A 23,951-nucleotide genomic window follows, 5' to 3' on the forward strand; every position below is an offset into this window, starting at 1 on the left:
TCCGCGACTATACCGAATTTGGATGCACCGAAAGCATCCAGTATTCGAAGATCACCTTCAAAGTATGCTCCATCTCCGCCATCGACGTTCCCTTTTTAAAATACCCTTGAACGGTCATATCCAGGTAGGCCCTTGAGATCGCGCCGGAGTCGACGCTGGTCGTGCAAAAGACAAACGGGATACTCTTTTTCCGCAGCTCGGGATGATCGTCGACCATCTTTTTGAATTCGAGGCCCGTTTGCATGGGCAGGTTCACGTCGCAGAAAATAAGGAACGGCTGTCCATCCGCGATCAGGAATTCGAATGCATCCGGCGCATTGTCAAAAAAGATCAGCGGGTTAGGGATTCCCAGACCGACGATCAGCTCCCGGAACATATCCTGGTCGTCCGTATCATCCTCGATAAGCACGATAGGTTGCGATGATTTGAGGCTCATATTACCCATAATGTAAAAAACGTGCCGTTTTTCCTATTTTCACCGCATGAAAAGACACCTCCTGCACCCCCTGTTCCTTTTCTGTTCGTTGATCTCCGGAGCCCAATCCCCTGAAACCCCTGCCGCATCCGGCAACGCCCCCCGAATAGTCAACATCGTCAACTTCATCCGCCTCCTCGAACCAAGGGACTCCGCCATCACCCAGGACGTCCTCTACCAAACGGTCGTGGATCAGCTCGCGCTCATGCGAAAGCACCACCTCCGCGGCACCTTCCTCCTCCAGTACGACGCCCTCATGGACCCTCGCTACCAGGCCCTGCTGAAACCTCTTCCAAAAGATTCCTTCGACATCGGCGCCTGGTGGGAACTCCCCCAACCCCTGATCGAAAAGGCCGGCCTGCCCTGGCGCGGCCGCTACCCCTGGGACTGGCGCGCCAATATCGGCTTCTCCACCGGCTATACGCCAGGGCAACGCGAACGCCTGATCGATACCTATATGGAAGACTTCAAAACCATCTTCGGCGACTATCCCGCCTCCGTTGCCTCCTGGTTCATCGACGCCCACAGCCTGCAGTATATGTACGATAAATATCACATCGTGGCCTCGGCCAACTGCAAGGACCAATACGGCACCGACGGCTACACGCTCTGGGGCGGCTACTGGAACCAGGCCTACTATCCCAGCAAGACCAACTCTTACATGCCCGCCCAACACGCGACCCAACAGATCCCCGTGCCCGTCTTCCGCATGCTCGGCAGCGATCCGATCCGCCAGTATGATAACGGCCTCGGCCACTCGCGCCAGGACGTCGTCACCCTCGAACCCGTTTACACCTTCGGCGGCGGCGACTCGACGTGGGTCAACTGGTTCTTCAACACGCTAACCTCCGGCAACGAGCTCGGCTTCAACTATACCCAGGCCGGCCAGGAGAACTCCTTCACCTGGACCGCCATGGCAAAAGGCCTCGGCCTGCAGTTCCCGCTCATCGCCCGCCTCCGCGACCAGGGCCGCCTGCAGGTCCGGACTCTCGCGGAATCCGGCCGCTGGTTCAGCAAAAAATACCCGATCACTCCCTCCACCACCTTCACCGTCACAAAAGACCTCCCCGGCAGCGACCAAAAAACGATCTGGTTCGACAGCCGCTTCTACAGGATAAACCTCCTCTGGGAAAATGGAACCCTCCGCATTCGCGACTGGCACCTCTTCGACGAACGCTTCCCCTCCGTTTATGAAACAAAACCCGCCACCGCCAACGAATGCTCATTCTTCACCCTTCCAATCGTCGACGGCTATCTCTGGAGCAGCAAAGACACCCTCGCCGGCCTGCGCGCTATGGCGATCATCGACGGCAAGACGGTCCCCCTCCAGGGCGGCGACCCCTCCTTCCAACCCGTCGGCGACTCGATGATGATCATCCGCTGGCCCCTCACCACCGCAAAAGGAAGCCTCGTCATCACTCTGAAAGAAGACCGGTTTGAAATAAGCTGGCCCGACGCCCCCGCCTTCCCCTGGTTCTTCGAACTCCGCACCGCCGCCGGCGCAAAACTCCCCTTCGGCAAGATCAACCCCCACAGCCTCGAAGCCCATTCCGGAAAGACCAGGTACCGCGTCACCGCCACACAGGGTTTCTTCACCGATCCCGTCGATGGCGCCGCCTGGCGCGCGCATCCACAGGAAAATACCATCCGGCTTCTTATGGAAAATCGGTAAATTAGGGGGACATCCTCCAACCATGCTCAAAAACCACCTCAGGGTCTCCTGGCGCCATCTCAGATATGTAATTCCTACAATGTCGCCGTCACCGGCAAAGAATGCTGTTCAAAGGAAAACGAGTTGAACGAACGCCAGCTCAAAGTGATCCGCCGCATGTCGCAATCATACCTTTCGGCGAAGCCGGTGGACGCAGCACAAAGTATCAGGTCAATTGGGACACGCCTCCCCCGGATGCAATCCCTCCTTATCCTTCACCAACACCGCCTCCCCATTGACCCATCGCACGATCCATAAACTGTCATAATCCTCATCCCGCCAATGCAGCCGCTCATCCCGCACTCCCAAACACCGCGCGATCGCCGGCAACCGGCTATGCTCCCACACCACAAAGACTGTCCCTCGCAAAGCCTTGATCGCCCCGGCAAGCGCAGTCGTGTCGTCCTCCCCGAAAGCCGTACTGATCAGTAAATTGTACTTCGACGCAAACGGTACGATGGTCTCGAACATCCGCGAATGTTTCGTCGTATCCCCCTGGCCAAGCGCCGGCACATAGATCGCCGCCGGCAGCCCAAACCGCGAATACAACACCGGCACCAGCTCCAGGCTCCGGTTCATTCCCTGGCAAGTCAGATTATATCCCTTCGCCGGCTTCTCCGCATGCCGGATCAGCACGACCCGCAAGTCGCTACCCTGGGCAACTGCCCGCTCAATCCCAAAAAAGCCCAAACAAAAAAGAAGGCTGCCCGTAAAGGCAGCCACTCTCAAAAAAGACAGGTTATCCATAGTTTAATGTTGATTCCCCGAACCATTTATCTGGTAACAACCAAGATCGGCCCCGGGTAAAGTTACTTCAGTTGCCCCATATATAGGATCCATCGGCACGACGGTCAACGGCTTGATGGTAGTATTCCCCTTGCCGATCAGCGGTGAGCCAGGCTGGATATGAAAATCGAAATTGCCAATGGCCGTATAAGCAAACAGCGGCTGACCCACCACCGGCAGCGGATAGTTCACGAATTTGGGATTCTCATATTGAACCACGGGCGTACCATCATAAGAGTTAACCTGCGGGTCCGGATAATAGAAGTTGGCCGGCAGATACAACGAAGGATTCGGAATATCGGTCGGCTGCGGCTTGGTGCACACCCCGCCATAAGTAAAGAACTGGTTGGCGATGACCAGCGAATCGGCCCACTGGTAGTTGTTACCATAGCTGAGATGGGCAGTATCGGCGACAGGGTTATTGACCACACGATAACCCACGCGGCAGTTGACAAAGACATTATTGTAAAATGCGCCCTCCGCACCCTGTTCGAAGTCGATGCCGCCCGCTCTCGATCCGGCCTGGATCCGAACGCCGCCATTGACAAATGTGCTGTTGTACATGACGATATTACATTGCGGAGCTCCGACCGGCTGACCCTTATTGGATGCCTTCTGACCGTTGTAGGCCGAGCCGATGAAGAAGTTGTAGGCGATCGTGCCGACCGATCCGCCTTTACAGTTCACGATGTCGCCACCGCTGCCGCCACACTTTTCAAACGTATTGCGGAAGACATGGAGCTTCCCGTTGGAAATACGCATACAGTCATCAGTCCCACCATAGAACCACGAATCCTCTACAATACAGTTCCCATTGGGATTCTGGAAAAGGAAGTCGAAGGATGTCCCGGGGCTCTGTGCAACGGCCGGCCCGTCGACGGTGCCATAAGCCGCCCCGGCGAAATCGAGGTGTGTCCATTTGAGGACCAGCAGCGGACAGGTTACATCGCATAGGATGCCTTTCCAGAGTCCTTTATGCGCCGGGTCCTGGTTGAGGGGCAGATTCGGGGTATTGTCTTTGGCGATGCCTTTGACGGTGAAGTAGTTGGGCTGCGCCTTCGTGCCGAGGCTTATGAGGGTGCCATGAACGATGATACCCGAACTGGTGTCGGCATAGACGGTTACCCCTTGTTCGAGGATGAGGGTATCGCCCGCAGGAACGTTGATGGTACAACCCAACACATACGTTTGGCCGGCCTGCATAACGCCTTTGATAGAGCCGCAGAGCGGAGTATTGGTAGGAATGGCGCCGCCCGGCGGAGGCGGGGCATGATAGACATAAATATCCTGTTTGTCATGTGCCCATTTGGTACAACCAGAAAGAACCAGCGTACAAAGAAGAAAAAAGGGAAGAGTTATTTTATACATGGTCGTGTAATAGTTTGTCGTTTAAAATTTAAACCGGAGGCCACCCAGGTAGCTGATCTTATAGATATCCCACTGCGCAATGGTGTGGCTGCTGTTATCCTGGAAGGGAATGGTATAGCCGGGCGGCATGGTGGCATTGACCTTGCCATAGGGGAATTTGATGTATTCCTTGTTCGGCGAATTGGTGATGTTGTTGAGCTTGCCGAAAAAGACCAGCCGGCGGGTGATATGCTTTTCAAGCGACAGATCCAGTTGGGCAATCGGTTTTCCCCAGATATCCAGACCATAGAACGGCGATACCTGCACGATGCGGGTGCCGGTATAAGCAAGGGCCAGTTGCGCATCGAGACCCCACGCCGGGTTCTTCAACAGAAGCGAGAAATTGCCGACATGGTCCGCCTGACCCTGCAGGGGCCGGGTCTGATTGACGTTTTCAGTCTGGATACTCCCATTGAACAGGCCGATGACGCGTTTGGTCGTCGTTACTTCGGAATGCGTATATGTGTAGTTCGCAGAGACCCCGAAGATGCCCCAATATTTAGTGAAGACGAGCTCGGCGCCGAAATTGGTGGCATGGTCGGTGTTCTGGGGTTTAATATACAGCGAGCTGGGACCGTTGAGATTGGTTACATAGTATTCGATGGGGTTTTGAAGCCGTTTGTAAAAGCCTCCAACCAGCAGTTGATCGGCCAGCCCGGGAAACAGTTCGTAACGCAGATCGAGGTTATCGGCCTGTACGTGCTTCAACTGGGGGTTGCCCTTGTACGTGAATTCTTCATTCGAATTGTCGGTGATGGGCACCAGGTCCCCAAAGCCGGGACGGCTGATGGATTTGAAATAAGACAGCCGCAGGGCCTCGTTGCTCCTGAGACTATACTTGAAGTGCAGGCTGGGCAGCACGTCGGTATAATGGTAGGAGGCATACGCGCCTTCGATGGAGGTGAGGGGCAGCGCCGTATGATAGTCGTCCTGCGTGTTCTCTACCCGTACCCCGCCAAGCACTTGCAATTTCGGGGTCAGCAGGAACCGGGCCTGGATGTAACCGGCGCCGATCTTTTCGTGCGCCGTGTAGGTATTGGCGTTGGCCGCCGTATTGATACCCTGGTTTTGACCCGAGGCCTGGAAGTACAACGGTACACTCTCGATGTTGCTGAAAAGAGTGTTGGCGCCGTCGGTCGATTGCAGCGAATACTCGTTATTATAGATGTCCCGGGTCTTGGAGCGATACAAACCCCCAAGCTGGAAGGCCACCTCGCGGTGAAAGAGCGTGGGCTTGTATTCAAGGTTGCCATAGCCGGCCCAGTCCTTGTCGGTGTTGTGGAGCCAGCGATGGGTGACGACATTGGAAGTCCCGGTAGGCACATAATTGTGAATGCTGTCGACCTTGCCGGAACCCTCGCGATAGACGAACTCATCCCAACTGTAGGTAGCCATATCGGGGACCTGCTGCCTGGCAGAAGAATAGACACCGCTCCAGTCGAGTTTTACTTTGCTCGACAGCCGGTGGTCGCCATGAAGCGTAGCATTGTAGATATCCTGGATCTGCCACCGGCTGCGATACTCGGGTTTGACAAGGGTCTGTGTCGCTGTCGAATTCAGGCCTGCCGAGCTGCTGTCCGGCGTAAAGCGCGTTTCGAACTCGTCCTGGTGGAGGTAGAGGTTGAAGAGAGAGACCCGGTTGCGATCGTTGAAGATATAATCGATCTTGTTCTGCAAACCGATACGGTTGGTCCGGGTGCTATACGTCCGCACATAGGAATCCGAAGGGTTGAGCTGGTTGGGCTCGGGCGTAGCCTGGGGCTGAGCGTCCGGAACAAGCCGTTTGGAGACCGCCCCTTTGTAGAGGTCCTGGTAGCTGGCCGAAAGGATAAAACCCAGCTTCTTATTCAGGAAGCGATCGCCAAGCGTAAAGCCCAGAGTATTGTTGAGGGGTGTAGCCCTTTTGTAGAAGTCCAGGTTATGCAGCGTAAAGTCCGAAGGCGAAGCGGCATACTGGTTGCCATGAATCTCCGCAGGCGACTGTTTGTCGATACCCGAATGAGGGAAAGCGATAAACGGATTGGAGTTGAAAATAGTAGAGTAGCCGAGCGAGCCGTTGGCGCTGAAAATGAATTTGTCCGGCGCATTCTTCATCACCAGGTTCATCGTCCCGCCGATAGCATCGCCTTCCATATTCGGAGTTAACGCCTTGATGACTTCCAGGCGTTCGATCATTTCCGCCGGGAAGATATTCATCGGAACAAAACGATATTTGTCATCGGGGCTGGGGATCTTGATCCCGTTCACCAGCGTATTGTTGTATCGCTGGTCCATCCCCCGAATGATAGCATAACGGCCGTCACCCGTATTGTCCCGCTGGATGACCACCCCGCTGACGCGCTGAAGGGCGTTGGCGACGGTTATGTCCGGCGAGATCTCGATGGTCCTCGCAGAAAGGATGTTCTGCACCATATCCGCCCGTTGCTCCGCCCGGCGGGCTTCGTGGTCCGAACCGGCGCCCCCGGCCGTAGTCACAAAGGCCTCCTGCATCACCGTGGCGCTGGCCTGCATCGGGATATCCACCTTGGTCTCACCGGCGGACCTCACCTCTACATCGGTGCCGCTACCCGCAGGATAACCCACCGTCGATACCAGCAGCCGGTAGTTGCCCGCGGGAACCCGCAGCACAAAACCACCGTCCAGGTTCACCACGGCCCGGTACGGCTTGCCCGTCACCGTCACCACGGCCCCGATCAGCGGCTCCCCCGTCTTATTATCGTAAACTTTGCCTTTTATCGTCTGGCCAAACACCGGCGAAACGAATAACCCAAAAACCAAGAAGATTCCGATCCTGCACAGCCAGCAGGGTAGTCTCATTTGCATAAGCTTTGATTTGTTTTCAATGCCGCAAAGAAATCGGCAAAACCCGCACCCCGCATCAGCCCGGGCAAGGATTAGCGATTGCATAATGGTTTCGTAATGCACTGTTCACCAAAAACTCAAATCACGACCAGACTCCATTCAGGTTTCCTCCAGATTTTGGGATTACGGAGATTGTTAACGAGTTGTTAGCGAACGGCGTAATTTTGCCGGCATGAACGCCCCCGCACTCGATCGGCTCTCCTCCTTCGCACCCACCCCCCGGATGCCCGTCCTCTTCGTCGGCCACGGCAACCCCATGAACGCCATCACCGAGAACGAATTCGTCGCCGGCTTCCGCGAAATAGCCGCAACCCTCCCAAAGCCCAACGCCATCCTCTGCATCTCCGCCCACTGGGAAACCCGCGGCACCCAGCTCACCGCCATGGAACACCCAAAAACGATCCATGACTTCGGCGGCTTTCCAAAACAACTGTTCGACGTGCAATATCCCGCCCCCGGCAGCCCGGAGCTGGCAAAAGAAACAAAATCCCTGATGACAGGCGCCGACGTCACCCTCGACACCCGCTGGGGCCTCGACCACGGCGCCTGGTCGGTGCTAAAACATTTTTATCCAAAGGCGGATGTCCCCGTCGTCGAAATGAGCCTCGATACCACGCAAACCCCGCAAGCGCACTACGATCTCGCCAAACAACTACAAACCCTTAGGGAAAAAGGCGTCCTGATCGTCGGCAGCGGCAATATGGTCCACAACCTCCGGATGGTCGCCTGGAACCGCCTCGACGAGAAATATGCCTATGACTGGGCAGAGGAAGCAAGCGAAAAAATGAAAAAGTACATCCTCGCCGGCGATCACCGGCCCCTCATCGACTTCCGCTCCCGCGGCCAGGCCTTCGACCTCGCCATCCCCACCCCCGAACACTACCTCCCCTTACTGTACGTCCTCGCCCTGCAACAACCCGGCGAAATGCCGCAGCTGTTCAATGATTCTCCCATCGCCGGCTCGCTCACAATGACCTCCGTCCGGATCGCGTAAGAATCCTTACGCGAATAGCGGATCTTTTTATTCCTTTGTTGTATGAAGCAGGTATTGACCGTCATTATTACATTAATTATGGGTTGCTCTCAACCCCTCTTCGCCCAACCGTCGCGCTATCCCATCATCCCCTGGCCCAGCTCTCTCGCGCCCGCCGCCGGGGAATTCACCATCACGCCGCAGACTTTGCTAAACTCCGATCCCGTTTTTGCAAACGAGGCGGAGATGCTGGCCACGCTCCTCGGCGTCAAACAAACAACCGGCGCCGCATCGATCGAATTGCACCCCGATAACTCAATTGCCGCCGAAGAAGGGTACAAGCTGGTCATAACCCGCGAAAAGGTCCTGCTCACCGCCCGGACCCCAACCGGCATGTTCCGCGGCATCCAAACCATTCGCCAGCTACTTCCCCTCGCCGGCAAAGCCCTGCTCCCCTGCGTCACCATCTCCGACGCTCCCACCTATGCCTGGCGCGGGATGCACCTCGACGTCTCCCGCCACTTCTTCTCCATCGATTACCTCAAACGATTCATCGATCTCCTCGCCCTCTACAAGATGAACAAATTGCACCTCCATCTCACCGACGACCAGGGCTGGCGCATCGAGATAAAGAAATATCCCCTCCTCACGGAAAAAGGCGCCTGGCGCACGTTCAATAATCAGGACTCGGCCTGTATTCGCCGCGCAAAGGACGATCCCGATTTCACCATCGATCCCGCCCATATCATCCGGAGGGACGGCAAAACACTTTACGGCGGCTTCTATACGCAGGACGAAATGCGCACCCTTGTGGCATATGCCGGCACCCGCCATATCGACATCATCCCCGAGATCGATATGCCCGGTCATATGATGGCCGCGATCGATCAATACAACTGGCTCAGCTGTGACAGCACGTCTTCCTTCGGCGCCCTTTTCTCCAAACCGATCTGCCCCTGCCTGCCGGCCACCTATCAGTTCGCCCAGGATATCTATACGGAGATCATGGACATCTTCCCAAGCACTTATCTCCATATCGGCGGCGATGAGGTCGATCGCACGCTCTGGGCAAAATCCGAAGACTGCAAACGCCTCATGCAGCAAGAGGGACTCAAGACCACCGCCGAGCTCCAGGCGTATTTCATAAAAAAGATGGAAGCCTTCTTCAACTCGAAAGGCCGTAAACTCATCGGCTGGGACGAGATCCTCGAAGGCGGCGTCACCCCAACGGCCTATATCATGTACTGGCGTACCTGGGTGCCAAAAGCACCCATCGAAGCCGCGCAACACGGCAACTATGTCATTATGGCCCCGGGCAACCCCCTCTACTTCGACGGCACGCAAGACCGCAACTCCCTGCCGAATGTCTATCACTTCAACCCCATCCCCGCAGGGCTGACGCCCGAACAGGCAAAGCTCATCCTCGGCGCCCAGGCGGAGATCTGGACGGAGATGATCCCCAACGAGCAACGCGCCGACTATATGTTCATGCCCCGGATGACGGCGCTCGCCGAAGTGCTTTGGTCCAAAGATCACAACTATGACTCCTATCTCGACCGCCTGCAAATGAATTACCCCCGGCTCGATCAGCTGCACGTCCGCTATCGCCTCCCAGATCTCTCCGGCTTCCTGCAATCCAACGTTTTCCTCAACACCGATACGCTCCGGATCGCAAAGCCGCTAAAAAGCATGACCCTCCGGTACACCACCGACCATACGGTGCCGACGGCTCAGTCCCCGGCCCTGGATGCACCGGTCGTCATTCGCGACGACACCCATTTCCGCATCGCCGCCTTCCGCCCCGACGGCTCCCGCGGCGACATTGACGATCTCGACTACAAAAAGGAAACGCTCGCCGAACCCGCAGCGCCGATTAAAACACAACCTGGCCTCACGGTCCATCGGTTCCTGGGATCATTCAAGCAAGTCGCCGCAATGGCGACCCGCCAACCGGACACTTCCGCCATCGCCACCAACTTCAATGTGCCAAAAGCGCTCGAGGCACCCGCGTTCGGCCTTCAATACCGCGGTTATCTGCAAGTTCCCACCGACGGTATCTACAGCTTCTATCTCACCTGCGACGACGGCGGCATCCTTACCATCGCCGACCGTGAAGTGATCAACAACGACGGTAACCATCCGCCATTGGAAAGAACCGGCCAGGTAGCACTGAAAAAGGGCCTGCAAAAATTCGATCTCGATTTCATCGAAGGCGGGGGTGGCTACACGCTTCAACTGAAATATAGTTTCAACGGCTCAAAACCACAGGACATCCCCGCCACCTGGCTAAAACATTCCTCGGAACCCAAACCCTACGGCGCTCTCCCCACGCCCAGGCAGCTCGCCTGGCACGAAATGGAGATGTACTGCCTCATCCACTTCGGCGTCGACACCTATACCGATAAAGAATGGGGCTACGGCGATGAAGATCCCAAAATCGTCAACCCGGTCAACTTCGACGCAAAACAGATCGTCGGCGCAGCAAAGGCCGGCGGCTTCAAAGGCGTTGTCATCGTCGCCAAACACCACGATGGCCTCTGCCTCTGGCCGACAAAGACGACAGAACACAATATCACAAAAAGTCCATGGCGCAATGGTCATGGGGATATGATAAAAGAATACCGCGAGGCCTGCGATGCCCTCGGCATGAAGATGGGTCTGTATTGCTCACCCTGGGATCGCAACAATCCTCAGTACGGTACGCCCGAATACGTAAAAACCTATCGCGCCCAGATAAAAGAATTGTATTCCAACTATGGCCCGCTCTTCATCTCCTGGCACGACGGCGCCAACGGCGGTGACGGCTATTACGGCGGCGCCCGCGAGACGCGGAAGATCCCTCGCACCACCTACTACGGCTGGGACACCACCTGGGGAATCGTCCGCCGGCTCCAACCCGGCGCCTGCATCTTCGGCGACGTCGGTCCCGACGTCCGCTGGGTCGGCAATGAGGAAGGCCATGCGGGAACTACCTGCTGGGCGACCTATACTCCCGAAGCCCCCGATCCGGGCAAAAAGCCCGCCAACGGGTATAACAAATACTGGCTGGCCACCAACGGCACCCGTAATGGCGAGTTCTGGCTGCCCGCCGAATGCGACGTGCCCTTCCGCCCGGGCTGGTTCTATCACCCTTCACAGAACGGCAAGGCCAAAACTGCCGGTCAACTGCTCGATCTCTATTATCAAAGCGTCGGCCGCGGCGCCGACCTGGACCTCGGTCTCGCCCCCAACCGCGATGGCCGCCTCGAGGCGGGAGACGTTGCCAATCTTAAAGCCTTCGGCGATCTGCTAAAACGCATCTTTGCCGTCAACCTCGCCAAAGGCGCAACGTTCACGGCCAGCAATATTCGCGACAACAACGCGGCACTCTACGGCCCGGCCCATCTCCTCGACGCCGATCGCTATTCCTACTGGGCCACCGACGACAAGGTCACCACCCCCGAGCTGACCCTCACGCTTGCCAAACCCGCCAGCTTCAACGTCATCCGCCTCCGGGAAAATATCAAGCTCGGCCAGCGGATCGACTCCTTTGCCGTCGACGCACTCAAAGACAATAACTGGGAGACCATCGCCACCGGCAACAGCATCGGCGCCAACCGGCTCCTCCGTTTGCCCGCAACGATCACCACCAACAAACTCCGCCTCCGGATCATCTCGTCCCCCGTATGCATCGCGCTCAGCGACCTCGGCCTCTTCCTCGAACCGGCTCACGAAACTGCAGTCACCGCCACAAGCACCGCCAAAGCAACCTGGCCGATCAAACCCGCCGAAAATGTAACCCTTCCGCAGGACTTCACCATCGATATGGGTAAACCCCAAACCATCAAAGCCTTCACCTACCTTCCCCGCCAGGATAAACAGTCCGCCGGCATCATCGACCGCTATGCCTTCTATCTCAGCGCCGACGGCTCCCACTGGCGAAAGGTCGCCGAAGGCGAATTCGGAAATATCCGCGCCAACCCGCTGGAACAAACCATCCCCCTCGATCACCCGCAAACTGCGCGCTATTTCAAGTTCCAGGCCCTGCATGTCATCGAAGGCGAAAGCATCACCCCGGCAACCCTCGGCATCCGGTAGGCCCGTTACCCCGCCGTGGACCCACATTGTCCGGCATTTTCTTGAAGAATTGCGCCCGGACCGCAATCGACCCGCTCATAAACAGGACAAACAAAATAATCATTTTCATTTTCGAAGGATTAATAGTATGGCTAAAATAAAAGACACGATCGCCAGTAGCAGAAGCAGCCGCGGTATCCATTTGGTCGATTTGGTTGCCGGCATCGGTTCCCTTTTTGTTTACCTAAAGGTCCAGGCATAAAAAAGACGTTCGCCGCAGAGTCGACGAACGTCAAAAAATAATCGTTAAAGCTCCCTTACGCACTCCACCGTAGCACAGCCGTCAACATCCCCTCACCCTCCCTGAAATAAAACCTCGTCCCAAGCTTCGCTGCCAGGTCCGCGGCAATTTGCAAACCCAAACCAGAGTTCCCACTCGATATCTGCCCACTCCCGATCCGCGCATTCAAGGCCTCTGCCAGACCTTCAGCCCCCGAACTGCGGATCGTCAACTCCGTCTCATCGCCCCGGATCACCACTACGCCGCCACCATACCGAACGGCATTCTGCAACAAATTCCGTAATATGACCGAAAGGAAATTCTCATCCGTATCCCGTACAAGCCCCGCCGGAGTCTCATTGATCATCGCCACCCCTCCATCCTGCTGCCGGATCAACCCGATCTCCTTATCGACGACCTCCGCGATCGACACCGGTCGCATCACCGGGGTAAAATGCTGCATCTGGCTCTTGCTCCACAAAAGCAGATCCTCCATCGTTTCCAACACCGACTCCGACGCCTTCTTGATCTTCTCCTCATGCTGCCGCCCCGCATCCCCGGTAAACAGTTCCGGCTGCTCCTTTTGCAGCTGCATCAGGCGGACGATCCTGCTCACCGGACTTCGCAGATCATGACCAATGATGCCAAAAAGCCGCGCCTTTGTCTCATTGGCGATCCGCAGCTCGCGGCTCAACCGCTCCTTGTTCCGATAGAAAAAATACAACAACAACGAGATCACTCCCATTGCAGCCAGCCCAAGCGCCAGCAACAACCGCGTCCTCGAGGCGTTCTCCAGCTCCAGGGCCCGCAGCCGGTTCTCCTTGTCAAGCACATCGATCCGCTGTTGCTTCTCGTTCGTCTGATACCGGGTCTCCAGGTCCGCAAAGGTCCTTGACAACTTTTCCTTGTTGAGCGAATCCGTTATCTCTGCGTACTCTTTATCATATTGCAGGGCAGCCGCGGTATTGCCCCTTCCCTCTTCGGCCATCGCCATATATTTCAGATCGGTACTGTACAGCTCTTTGTCCAACTGCTTTGCCACCGGCATCGACCGGTCCAGCAGCTCTATCGCCGGTTCGAACCGCCCGATCCCCACATCATACCTCGCCCGCGCCATCTGCACCTGGAAATTCAACAACGGAGAATTTACCTTCCCGGCCACCACTTCCGCCTTGGCGATCCACGGATCAGCTGCCGCATAACTCTTTTGATCCAGGTAATAGATCGCAATATTCAGATCGGAAGAGACGATCTCGGAGGGAAATAACAACGGATTCCCGACACCGGCCTCCAGCTTCCGCTCATAATGCAACGCGGAGTCGATCCTGCCCGAGGTCGTAAATGCCTCGACAAAGGAACTGGTCAACCGGTTCGCCACATTCGGCGAAACAGCCGCCCACCGCTCGCCCTTGCGCAAGGCGTCCAGGCTCTTGTCGGCCATCCCCGTATTCAGATAAAGCTTCGAAAGCAGATCGCATTGAATGGCGTAATCGAATTTTTTCTTCGGGTTGCTCGTGGTGTCCACCTCTTTTTCCCGCAGCTGAAGGCTTCGGATGAAATAATCCTGCGCGGAACTATAAAAGGATTTGTACTGGTAGTAATTCCCAAGGGCATAATACCCATCCTCCAGCAGATCCCGGTCCCGCGTAGTATCCACGATGGATTGCAGGATATTCTTCACGCTGTCCACCTTGGTCGCTTGCTGTAACTGGAAATCAACCGGGATCAGCACCACGCAGGCCCTCGAGATCTGCCGCGTGTCCCGGGCCTGTTGCGCAGCATAAAGGCTCTGGGAAAAAAAATATTGAGCGCTGTCGAAACGGTTGGCATAGTAATAACCCAGGCCAGCGTAGGTAAAGAACCGGCTTCGGTTGGCCGCATCGCCCGGTTGGCTCATCGACAATCCTTCCAGCCCCGCCTGCCGCAGCTGGGCCTGGTTGGCGCTGGCATTCAGCCTTAACCCCTCGCACCAGCTGACCCAGGCCTTCATCCGCGCACCATAGTCGGTCAGCTTCCCCAGGTCCGGTGGCGCCGGCGCGGACTGCCCAAAGACCCCCAGCGAAAGCACAAAGAACAACACCGAAAAGATCCCCTTCAAAACGGATCTATAAAGCTTTCCCACCGGCAGCTCTTCCTCCCCCATCAACACTTTCATCGAGCCGGTGCCCGTCACCCGCTCCTGGTTCACAACATAGCTGCGATGAATCCGGATGAACCGGTCTTCAGGAAGCTTTTCCTGCAAGGCGGCCAGCGTCGTCAGCACAAGATACTGCCGGTCCGTCAACACCACGCGGGTATAGTCCTTCATTGCTTCCAGGTACAGGATATCGTTGACCCGGATACGCATCTTGTCATGGCCTTGCTTGATCACCAGGCAGCCCTTCTCCTGCTCCCGGACAAAGGCGAAGGCATCGCTACGAAGCCGGCAAAAATGGTGAAGCCGGTTCACACATCGCGCGAACCGGTCCGCCGCCAGCGGCTTGAGCAAATAATCGAAGGCCTCGATCTCATAGCTTTCCACCGCAAATTCTGGATGAGAGGTGATAAATATAGGGATGCAGCCCTTGCCACCAGCGATCTTGACCAGCTCCAGCCCGCTGATCCCGGGCATTTCGATGTCGAGGAAAAGGACATCGGGGAGATGTCTCTCGATCAATTCCGCAGCCTCCAGCGCCTGCGAACAGGAAGCCACCCGTCGCAGGAACGGGAATTTCTTCGCCTCCGTCTCAACACTGAGCCGGTCGAAATCGTCGTCATCGACAATAATATAACGCAGGGGTTGATCCATGGCAGCAGGGCCGCTTCCACTAAATTTAACCCTATTTCTTCATGCGGACAAGTACGGCGCCGTCTCCGTCGGATTTCCGGCCCGAACAGCTGTCCTCGATCACGGAGAAGCTGACCGAGTCGTCAGAAAACCAGTTCGTCCGGTATTTGGCCCAATATCCAAACCCACAGGAACTGTCACTGATAGACACCGTGGCCCCGTCCGACTTATATTCTCCACCGACCTTCCAGGTTTCTCCTTTAAATGTGGCCTCGAAATGACCGTTGGAATGACAAACCATTTCGCCGGTGTGCTTATTGCCATAGGCAACCTTCCAGTGACCGACGAGCGACCTCCGGGCGCCGACAAAGCTGAACAAAAGAAAAATGCAAATTGCGGCTAAAAATGAATTTTTTCTCATGATGGGGTGTTTTTACCAAAATTGGGCCCGCTCGCACCCTGCTCTCCAAAATTACCGACCAAATGCACAAAATAATCGTCGAACAGACTAATGCATCTCCCAGATCGCCTTCAGACAAAGATTCCTCCCCATGTCAAATATCCCCAGACGGCCGTTCGGCGAAGCCGTATAATATTCAAAATACTGTAACCGGCTCAGATGCGACTGGTAAGCCACGTTGAACAGGTTATTCACCATCGCCTGCAACTGCAACCGGCGCCGCTCTCCAACCTTCAATTCCACATGGACCATGCAATTCACCAGCGTATAAGCTGACGTCGGCGTCTCCGTCTGGTAAAGCCCCAGGTACCGATCCTGCCGCCAATTATGATCCAACTCGGCCCGCACCCGCCAGATGCCCCGCTCAAACTCCGCCACACTCAACAACCGCGGTGGCGGAATGAATGGCAGATACTCCCCCTCACTCCCCGTCTTCCGATATCGCCCGGCACGGTTGAATCCGTATACACAGCTAAACGTTTCCTCAAAGCGAAGCCCACGCCAAAGGGTAGGGGAGATGCGCAGCTGCGCGTCTCCACCATACACCTGCGCATCTGTCTGCTGAAACTGGAAGGTCCGGTTACCGGGAACGATCACCAACGGAACCCCCACCGCATCAACGGCCTGGTCCTGGTAGATGTAGCGGTTGATATGATTGTTGAAGACATTCACCCCGAACCCCCAGTCAGCCCAGTCGCCGGTCAGGCCCGCATCTTCCTGCAGGCTGAACTCCGGCGAAAAATTCAGGTTGCCGATATAGTAGATATGCGCCCCGGGGTCCAACCCGTTGGACGCCATCTCCGTGATGTTCGGCGCCCGGTAACCCCGCGCGATATTCGCCTTCGCGCTGATGTTGTCACTCAGCCGCACCGTCGCACCGATACTCCCGGATACTCCCTGGAAATCCAGCGCAAAAGGCGCGAACGGATGCAAGGCGCCCAAGGTATCTTCCGATCCCGTTTGCCGGTAAAAGCCGGTCAACGGGTTGGAACTGGCATACATCTCGTCTCCCCGCACGCTCCGCCGGTCATATCGGACACCCCCCGCAATCGTCCAGTTGCCCTTCTTCCACTTGCCGTACAGGTACGAACCCAGATCGGACAGTCGATAGTCGGGTATCGGGAAATCCGTAGCAGCCGCATCATTGCGATTCAACTGGTACATCCCATTCACCCCCGCCGATAGCTCCAGGTTGAAAAAGACCGGTGCGTTATACCGTAATCCATAGCTAACGGTCCGCAAAAGCAGGTATTCCCCTACCTGCTCCGGCGACGTCGGGTGATTGTACTCCCGGCGCCTGTTCTCCTCATAGCCCAGCGACAGCCGGATATCGCCGATCCCCAGCGAATACCCGTTATCGGTATACACCCGGAGGTCCTGGATACGCTGCGTCAGGGCACTCAGATCATAGCTGTTCAATTGCTTTTCCGGCACCGGCGGCCGACTCTTGATATCGTCCACAAAAGGTTCCAGCACGTTCTCCCCCGGCGACTCATACACCTGGTAGGTAAACTTCCGCGTCAGCGAATCCCGGCTTCCGTCGGGGATGCCTTGATGGTTATCATACCAGGTGACATTGAAATGCGAATACCCGTCCCGGGAACTATACCCAAGGAAGGCCGAAGCATTGCCCGTCCGGAAACCGGTATTGTACACCCGGCCGTCCACCGGGTTCGTATAGCCCCGGGCGATGCGCTCGGATCCCCGCAGCGCCCAGCTCCAATGCTCCGAACCTCTGGATACCATCAGGCCATTGCCCACAAGCCCATTATTGGATTGATACTCCGACAATACCCGGACATGCAAGGCTCCATCCTGCCCATGAGGTACCGCCGGAAAGAGTTGCAACACCCCCGCAATGGCGTCTGATCCATAAAGAAGACTCGCCGGCCCCTTTATCACCTCCGCCCGCTCGATAGCATAGTCATCCATCGGCACGCCATGTTCATCCCCCCATTGCTGGGTCTCCACCCGCAACCCATCGTATAAGGTCAACACCCGGTTGTACCCGAGCCCGTTGATGAAAGGCTTGGAAACATTCGGGCCCGTCTTCACCACAGCCAGCCCCGGCGCATGCGCCGAGATGGCGTCGATCACATTCGCTGCGGAACTCTGCTCGATATCCTTCGTCGACACGGTCTTCATCGCCAGCGGACTCTCACGGATCGACATCGCTCGCGAAACCCCCGTGACCACCACCTCATCCAGTTCTGTTAAAACTCTCTCCAGCACTACCTCCACCCGCGTTTCCCCCGCCGCCACCCGCATCGCCGACGTCCTGCTCTGAAAACCGGCATGCGAGATCACCAGCGTTCCGCTATCCCCGGCCGTCAGCTCCAGCCGGAATTGCCCCCCACTGCCCGTCACCGTTCCAAGCCGCTTCTCCGCTGTCCACGAAACAGAGGCTCCTGCCACCGGCTTCCCATCCGCCTTCACCGTCCCCGTCACCAGGCCAGGCTGCGCCACTGCCTCCCCGGCCAGACCAATAAAAAGAAGAAAGTAGAGAACTCTCATGGCGCTTCTATTTATGGCAAAACTACAAAGTTAGATGACTCTAACAAAATAATTCCCTATATTTATTCCATGAACACGCTCACGGAAGAGAACTACCTGAAAGCCCTCTTCAACCTCGCCGGCGAGAACGGCGAGACCAACGTCAATGACCTCTCCCGGCACCTGGGCATAAAAATGCCCACCGTCACCAGCATGATGAAAAGACTGGCGGAGAAGAAATTGGTTCACTATGAAAGCTATAAGCCCATCCGCCTCACGGAAAAAGGAAAAAAAGAGGCCGGCCTCATCGTCCGCAAACACCGCTTGACCGAAATGTATCTCGTGGAAAAAATGGGCTTCGGTTGGGAAGAGGTCCACGACATCGCCGAGCAGATCGAACACATCCAATCTCCCGTCTTCTTCGACAAGATGGACCAGCTGCTCGGCTTCCCAAAACTCGACCCCCACGGCGCCGTCATCCCCGACAAGAATGGCAAGCTCGCATGGATCGCCTACCTCCGCCTTTCGGATTGCCGCCCCGGCGACACCGTCCGACTCTGCGCCGTCGTCCACGGCGCCTCCGACTTCCTCCGCTTCCTCAACAACCGCGGGATCCGCCTCGGCCTGCGTATTAAAATAAAGTCCGTCGAAACCTTCGACGCCTCCATGGTCCTTGCCTACGAAAACCGTACGGAAACCCTCGGCGCCACCGCCTGCGAGCGCCTCCTCGTGGAAAAAATAAAATAGTTGTTACATTTGATAAAACCTTTCGCCATGCTTCCTATCCGAACCAGCTGGACGATGATGTCCCTTATCGTCGTCACGCTCCTCAGCGCACAGGGTATCTCCTGCACCCAAACCGGACCCGGCACCGAAGCCCTCCAGGCCCAGGTCCAACGCCTGCAACAGCGCCTCGACAGCGCCTATACCCCCGGCCTCGGCGAATTCATGTCCGGTATCCAGGTCCACCATGAAAAGCTTTGGTTCGCCGGTAAGGCCGCTAACTGGGAACTCGCCGGCTTCGAGCTCGGAGAAATAAAGGAATCCCTCGACGATATCCGCCATTATTGCACCGATCGGCCCGAAGTGGCCTCCCTTCCCATGATCCTTCCCCCGCTCGATAGTCTCGCCGCCGCCGTCAAAAAACAGGACCCCGCCGCCTTCAACAGCGGCTTCACCCTGCTCACCACAACCTGCAACAACTGCCACCAGGCGACAAAGCACGGTTATAATGTCATCCAGGTCCCCACGACCCCGCCATTCTCAAATCAAGTATTCAGCACCAAATGAGACCCATCCTCCTCACGATCCTGCTTCTGACAGCCACCCGCATCTTCGGCCAACCCACCAGCCTCCCCCGCATCCAAACTAGTAACGGCCACCACACCCTGCTGGTGGACAACGAACCCTACTTCATCCTCGGCGGCCAGGCCCACAACTCCAGCGCCTGGCCGGCGCTCCTGCCCGCCGTTTGGACCGCCGCCGGACAAATGCACCTCAACACCCTCGAACTGCCCGTGTATTGGGAGCAGGTGGAAGAACAACCCGGAAAATTCAACTTCTCCCTCGTCGACACCCTGCTGGCCCAGGCCCGCGGGCATAACGTCCGTCTCGTGCTCCTCTGGTTCGGCACCTGGAAAAACGGCAGCAACCACTACATGCCGCTCTGGATGAAGCAGGACCCGCAAAAATATCCCAACGTCACCGGCATCAGGGGGCAGCCCATCGATTCGCCATCACCCCTCAGTGAAACGACCCTCGAAGCCGATACAAAAGCCTTCACGGCCTTCATGCGCCACCTCAGGCAGGCCGACGGCGACAAACACACTGTGATCATGGTACAAGTAGAGAATGAATCAGGCTCCTGGGGCAGCGTCCGCGATTATTCGCCAAAAGCCCAAAAGCTCTTCGAGGGCCCTGTGCCCACAGTTCTCACAACTGTTATGAACATGGGGAAAGGGTCCTGGCGCCAGGCATTCGGCGATCGCGCCGACGAATGCTTCCACGCATGGTCCATCGCCTCCTTCATCGGCAGAGTCGCCGCCGCCGGCAAAGCCGAATACCCGCTCCCCCTCTATGTCAACGCCGCCCTCCGCGATCCGCTGACCAACCCCACCGCAAACAATTATGAAAGCGGCGGACCCACCGACAACGTCATCCCTATCTGGAAAGCGGCCGCCCCCGCCATCGATCTCCTGGCCCCCGACATCTATCTCGACGGGACCGGCAAGGTCCAAAAAGTGCTCGAACTCTATTCCCGCCCCGACAACCCGCTCTTCATCCCCGAGATCGGCCTCCGCGCAGAGAACGCAAAATACTTCTACGCCGCCCTCGCCAATGGCGCCATCGGTTTCTCACCCTTCGGCATCGACGACAACGGTGCCGGCGAATCCCCCGAAGAGACCACCGGCCGTCTCGCCCCCTTCGCCGCCAACTATGCACTCGCCGCCCCGCTCATACCCCAGCTCGCAAAATGGGCCGCTGCAGAAAAGGTAAAGGCCGTAATGGAACCCGACGACCACTCCGAACGGACTATCGATCTCGGCGCCTGGAAGGCCGTTGTCCATTTCGGCCTGGGCGAACGCGAGACCCTGACTCCCAATCCCGAGAAAGACGGAAGCCTGCTGGTCGTCACGATAAACGAAAATGAGTTCATCCTCATCGGGAACAAATGCCACGTCATCTTTCGCCCCGACGGCCCAAACGCAAGCCGCCCCTGGCAATACGGAAAAGTGGAAGAAGGTAGTTACGATCACGGCGAGTTCAAACCCCGCCGCATCCTCAACGGCGACGAAACGGACTGGGGCGGCCCGCACTTCGGCCGAAAACCCACCCTCCTCCGCGCATCCCTCATTGCGCGATAAATTAAATATGCCGCTGCTGAATAAACTCCGACACCGGATCACCCTTGATCGGATGCTCCAACCGCTCCTGGAATTCGCGATCGAATTTCGATAGTGTATCCTTCAGGGTCTTGCCCTGCCCAAAAATACCCCTCTCGGGGTCCGGCCCGAGCACACAACAATATTCACCCCCATCCCGGTACACCACCGGGTGCGTCTGCTTTACCGAATCGGGGACGTCCGCCGAATCATAATCGACGCGGACAAGCACAAGCCCCTCTGTATTCATTTGTTCCATACCCGGTGCCCTGCAATTCCAATGCCCGCCGCTTGCCAATACGCCTTTGCCAATATCGTTGTATATTTACAAATATAACGGACCCCGGACCGGCAAGTGAATTTTATGAAACCAAAACTCATATACTCGCTTCTTTTGTACTTCTGTTTGACAGAAAATACATATTCTCAGTCGACAGGCAATCTTCCATCCGTTGAAGTATTGGGAGAAAGAAGAATATCCAACATTGTCCGATTACCGGAGATCGGCGGAACAACGATCTTTTCGGGTAAGAAAAATGAAGTCCTCCTGCTCGACAGTATGAATGCCGATCTTGCACAGAATAGAGCCAGAGATGTATTTGCGCGGGTGCCGGGTATATCTTCCTGGGAGTTGGACGGTTCGGGTACTCAAACCAGCGTCGCTGCAAGAGGATTGAGTCCGCACAGATCATGGGAATTCAACGTAAATCAGAATGGCTGCAATGTTAATAATGATTTATATGGTTATCCTGAAGCAATGTACAATCCTCCGCTGGAAGCTGTGCAGGAAATTCAAATTATCAGGGGATCCGCTGCTCTTCAATATGGACCTCAGTTTGGCGGCATGCTCAACTATGTAATTAAAAAGCCCGACACTACAAAACCATTGGGGTTTGAGACACAGCAAACCTACGGCTCATTCAATACTTTCAATTCATTCAATTCAATAGGTGGGGGAAAGGGGAAATTTACTTATTCCGCTTTCTTTAACTATCGCAGCAGCAATGGATGGCGCCCCAATTCCAACTACGATTTCCTGAATGCATACGGAAGCGTACACTATAAGCCGACAGACAAAATGGATATCGGCGTTGAGTATTCAAGGGAAAACTATGTGCAGAAATTTGCAGGTGGGCTCACCGATTCCATGTTTGCTGCCAACCCCCGTCAGTCCACAAGAAGCAGAAATTATTTTAACCCCATAATTAATTTAATTTCTCTGCTTTTCGATTACTCCATGAATTCTAAAACAGAGTTGAGTGTGAAAGCCTATAGTTTGCTTGGACAAAGAAATATGGTGATTGCCAATCCTAACTTAGCCACTACCGCAGACACCATCATTAAGGCAATCGGTTCCTATTCACCAAGACAGATAAACAGGGACTATTATCGGAGCTATACTGTTGATGCAAGGATGATAAGAAAATACAACCTGTTCGATCACGAAAGTGCATTGTCGGCCGGCGTGAAATATTCAAACATCTCTACCGACAGAAAACAAACCGGAACGGGAACCACAGGCACCGATTTTGACCTCACCCTAAAAGGTGCTTATGGCATCGATCTCCTTTTCAGAACCGTTAACTATGGTGTGTTTCTCGAAAATCTTTTTCGGATCACCGATAGACTTTCCGTCACTCCCGGCATAAGGTACGATTATCTCAATTCAACCCTAAATGGAACAGAACATGATGTGTACAACGATTTCCGTCCTGTTTCGCATTCAACGTCCAGAAATATTTTGGTTTCAGGAATAGGGGCGCAATACAAGACTGACGGGAATATAGATATTTATGGGAATTATTCTCAGGCATATCGGCCGATCCTTTATTCAAACCTTATCATTGGCTCAAGCACGGCCGTGATCGACCCGAACTTAAAAGATGCAAGCGGGCACAATGCAGATATTGGAATAAGGGGAAAGATTAAGAATATTTTGAATTTTGATGTGAGTGCATTTGAATTGTTTTATGGAAACAGGATCGGAAATATAACATTGACCGGCAACACCGGCAATCCCTATACTCTTACGACCAATGCAGGTGATGCTCGGAATAGGGGAGTAGAGGCTTACCTGGAAATTCATCCTTTGAATTTCAAAAATGAGCATCCTAACTCCGACCTATCGATATTTTCATCATACGCCTATAACGATGCAAAGTATCTGAACGGGAATTCCGGAAAAGTTAACCTGGCTGGAAAAATACTGGAAGAAGTTCCGCAATACATTAGCCGTTCCGGCATAACCGGCACGGTGAAAAATATATCTGCGACATTTTATTATTCCGCCGTTGGCGGATCGTGGTCGGATGCAAACAATACAGCTGCTTCTAAAACAAATCCAGGTGTAGGCTATGTGTCTCCTTATCAGGTGTTGGACTTTGCCATGAGCTATAAATTTCATGGCAACTATAATATCGGAATAGGCGTAAATAATCTGACAGATAAAAAATACTTCACCCGAAGAACCGAAACGCTTGTATATCTTGGTAAAGGGGTACTGCCGGGGGATGGCAGATCAGTCTATTTTTCGTTCGGCGCAAAGTTCTGAAAAAAGATCCGGATGATCGGGCAAAGCCCCGCCACCCGCATCCACATGGTGCCGCGCCTTTTCATCGTCGCCGCAACCCATCCACCATCCCGTTCAAATGCGCGAATGGAACCCCCTCCTGCGCCAACAGCTTCTCAAAACCTGCCGTTCCCCGGCTGATCTTCGCCCAGCCATGCGCCATAAACCCAAACCCGATGATCAGCCGCAACGCAAGCGCCGCCGCCGATTGTCTCCGCTCATTGATCATA

16 protein-coding genes are annotated in these 23,951 nt (G+C 55.5%); 7 read left to right on the forward strand and 9 right to left on the reverse strand.

Annotation, left to right across the window (positions count from 1 at the left end; all coding sequences use genetic code 11):
- Positions 1 to 7 precede the first annotated feature (7 nt).
- On the reverse strand, positions 8 to 436 hold the full coding sequence (locus VHE34_RS02435) for a response regulator (protein ID WP_325584203.1): 429 nt from the start codon (positions 434 to 436) through the stop codon (positions 8 to 10).
- A gap of 46 nt (positions 437 to 482) precedes the next feature.
- Here VHE34_RS02435 and VHE34_RS02440 point away from each other — a divergent pair, with 46 nt between their 5' ends.
- Positions 483 to 2,147, forward strand: coding sequence for a hypothetical protein (locus tag VHE34_RS02440; RefSeq protein WP_325584205.1), 1,665 nt, complete (start codon positions 483 to 485; stop codon positions 2,145 to 2,147).
- 210 nt (positions 2,148 to 2,357) lie between these two features.
- Here the strand turns inward: VHE34_RS02440 and VHE34_RS02445 are convergent, their stop codons facing one another.
- From VHE34_RS02445 to VHE34_RS02455, 3 genes are read right to left on the reverse strand one after another with little or no spacing between them, the layout of a single operon-like run.
- Entirely contained in the window at positions 2,358 to 2,933 is a 576-nt protein-coding gene (locus VHE34_RS02445; RefSeq protein ID WP_325584207.1) for a histidine phosphatase family protein, read from the reverse strand.
- Between the two features lie 3 nt (positions 2,934 to 2,936).
- Entirely contained in the window at positions 2,937 to 4,340 is a 1,404-nt protein-coding gene (locus tag VHE34_RS02450; protein ID WP_325584209.1) for a hypothetical protein, read from the reverse strand.
- Positions 4,341 to 4,361: 21 nt separating this feature from the next.
- Positions 4,362 to 7,202: a TonB-dependent receptor gene (locus tag VHE34_RS02455; protein WP_325584211.1), complete on the reverse strand. Its 2,841-nt coding sequence runs from the start codon at positions 7,200 to 7,202 to the stop codon at positions 4,362 to 4,364.
- Positions 7,203 to 7,413: 211 nt separating this feature from the next.
- On the opposite strand from VHE34_RS02455, the gene ygiD reads away from it, so the two are divergent.
- Together ygiD and VHE34_RS02465 are read left to right on the forward strand one after the other, a co-directional pair.
- Complete coding sequence (ygiD, locus tag VHE34_RS02460) at positions 7,414 to 8,235, forward strand: 4,5-DOPA dioxygenase extradiol (RefSeq protein ID WP_325584213.1); 822 nt, start codon at positions 7,414 to 7,416, stop codon at positions 8,233 to 8,235.
- Between the two features lie 42 nt (positions 8,236 to 8,277).
- Positions 8,278 to 12,291: a family 20 glycosylhydrolase gene (locus VHE34_RS02465; RefSeq protein WP_325584215.1), complete on the forward strand. Its 4,014-nt coding sequence runs from the start codon at positions 8,278 to 8,280 to the stop codon at positions 12,289 to 12,291.
- Positions 12,292 to 12,587: 296 nt separating this feature from the next.
- Here the strand turns inward: VHE34_RS02465 and VHE34_RS02470 are convergent, their stop codons facing one another.
- The 3 genes from VHE34_RS02470 to VHE34_RS02480 form a co-directional block, all read right to left on the reverse strand.
- A complete protein-coding gene (locus VHE34_RS02470; RefSeq protein WP_325584217.1) occupies positions 12,588 to 15,338 on the reverse strand; it encodes a LytTR family transcriptional regulator DNA-binding domain-containing protein in 2,751 nt (916 codons plus the stop codon).
- 31 nt (positions 15,339 to 15,369) lie between these two features.
- Complete coding sequence (locus VHE34_RS02475) at positions 15,370 to 15,738, reverse strand: hypothetical protein (protein WP_325584219.1); 369 nt, start codon at positions 15,736 to 15,738, stop codon at positions 15,370 to 15,372.
- 87 nt (positions 15,739 to 15,825) lie between these two features.
- Positions 15,826 to 18,291, reverse strand: a complete 2,466-nt coding sequence (locus tag VHE34_RS02480; protein WP_325584221.1) for a TonB-dependent receptor — start codon at positions 18,289 to 18,291, stop codon at positions 15,826 to 15,828.
- 69 nt (positions 18,292 to 18,360) lie between these two features.
- Between VHE34_RS02480 and VHE34_RS02485 the strand changes: the two genes are divergently transcribed.
- The 3 genes from VHE34_RS02485 to VHE34_RS02495 are packed head-to-tail and all read left to right on the forward strand — an operon-like array spanning position 18,361 to position 21,134.
- Positions 18,361 to 19,017 carry a metal-dependent transcriptional regulator gene (locus tag VHE34_RS02485; RefSeq protein WP_325584223.1) on the forward strand — a complete coding sequence of 219 codons (657 nt, stop codon included), beginning with the start codon at positions 18,361 to 18,363 and terminating at the stop codon, positions 19,015 to 19,017.
- A 27-nt stretch (positions 19,018 to 19,044) separates the two neighbouring features.
- Positions 19,045 to 19,560: a hypothetical protein gene (locus tag VHE34_RS02490; RefSeq protein WP_325584225.1), complete on the forward strand. Its 516-nt coding sequence runs from the start codon at positions 19,045 to 19,047 to the stop codon at positions 19,558 to 19,560.
- Positions 19,557 to 21,134, forward strand: a complete 1,578-nt coding sequence (locus tag VHE34_RS02495; protein ID WP_325584227.1) for a DUF5597 domain-containing protein — start codon at positions 19,557 to 19,559, stop codon at positions 21,132 to 21,134. The genes VHE34_RS02490 and VHE34_RS02495 overlap by 4 nt, the downstream gene beginning before the upstream one ends.
- Position 21,135: 1 nt before the next feature.
- Here the strand turns inward: VHE34_RS02495 and VHE34_RS02500 are convergent, their stop codons facing one another.
- Positions 21,136 to 21,411, reverse strand: a complete 276-nt coding sequence (locus VHE34_RS02500) for a hypothetical protein (RefSeq protein ID WP_325584229.1) — start codon at positions 21,409 to 21,411, stop codon at positions 21,136 to 21,138.
- A gap of 105 nt (positions 21,412 to 21,516) precedes the next feature.
- On the opposite strand from VHE34_RS02500, the gene VHE34_RS02505 reads away from it, so the two are divergent.
- Positions 21,517 to 23,703: a TonB-dependent receptor family protein gene (locus VHE34_RS02505; RefSeq protein WP_325584231.1), complete on the forward strand. Its 2,187-nt coding sequence runs from the start codon at positions 21,517 to 21,519 to the stop codon at positions 23,701 to 23,703.
- Positions 23,704 to 23,764: 61 nt separating this feature from the next.
- Here the strand turns inward: VHE34_RS02505 and VHE34_RS02510 are convergent, their stop codons facing one another.
- The gene (locus tag VHE34_RS02510) at positions 23,765 to 23,950 is read right to left on the reverse strand and encodes a DoxX family membrane protein (protein WP_325584233.1); all 186 of its coding nucleotides are present in this window, start codon (positions 23,948 to 23,950) and stop codon (positions 23,765 to 23,767) included.
- Position 23,951 lies beyond the last annotated feature (1 nt).

It is taken from the genome of Puia sp., from assembly GCF_035546395.1.
Lineage (GTDB): Bacteria > Bacteroidota > Bacteroidia > Chitinophagales > Chitinophagaceae > Puia.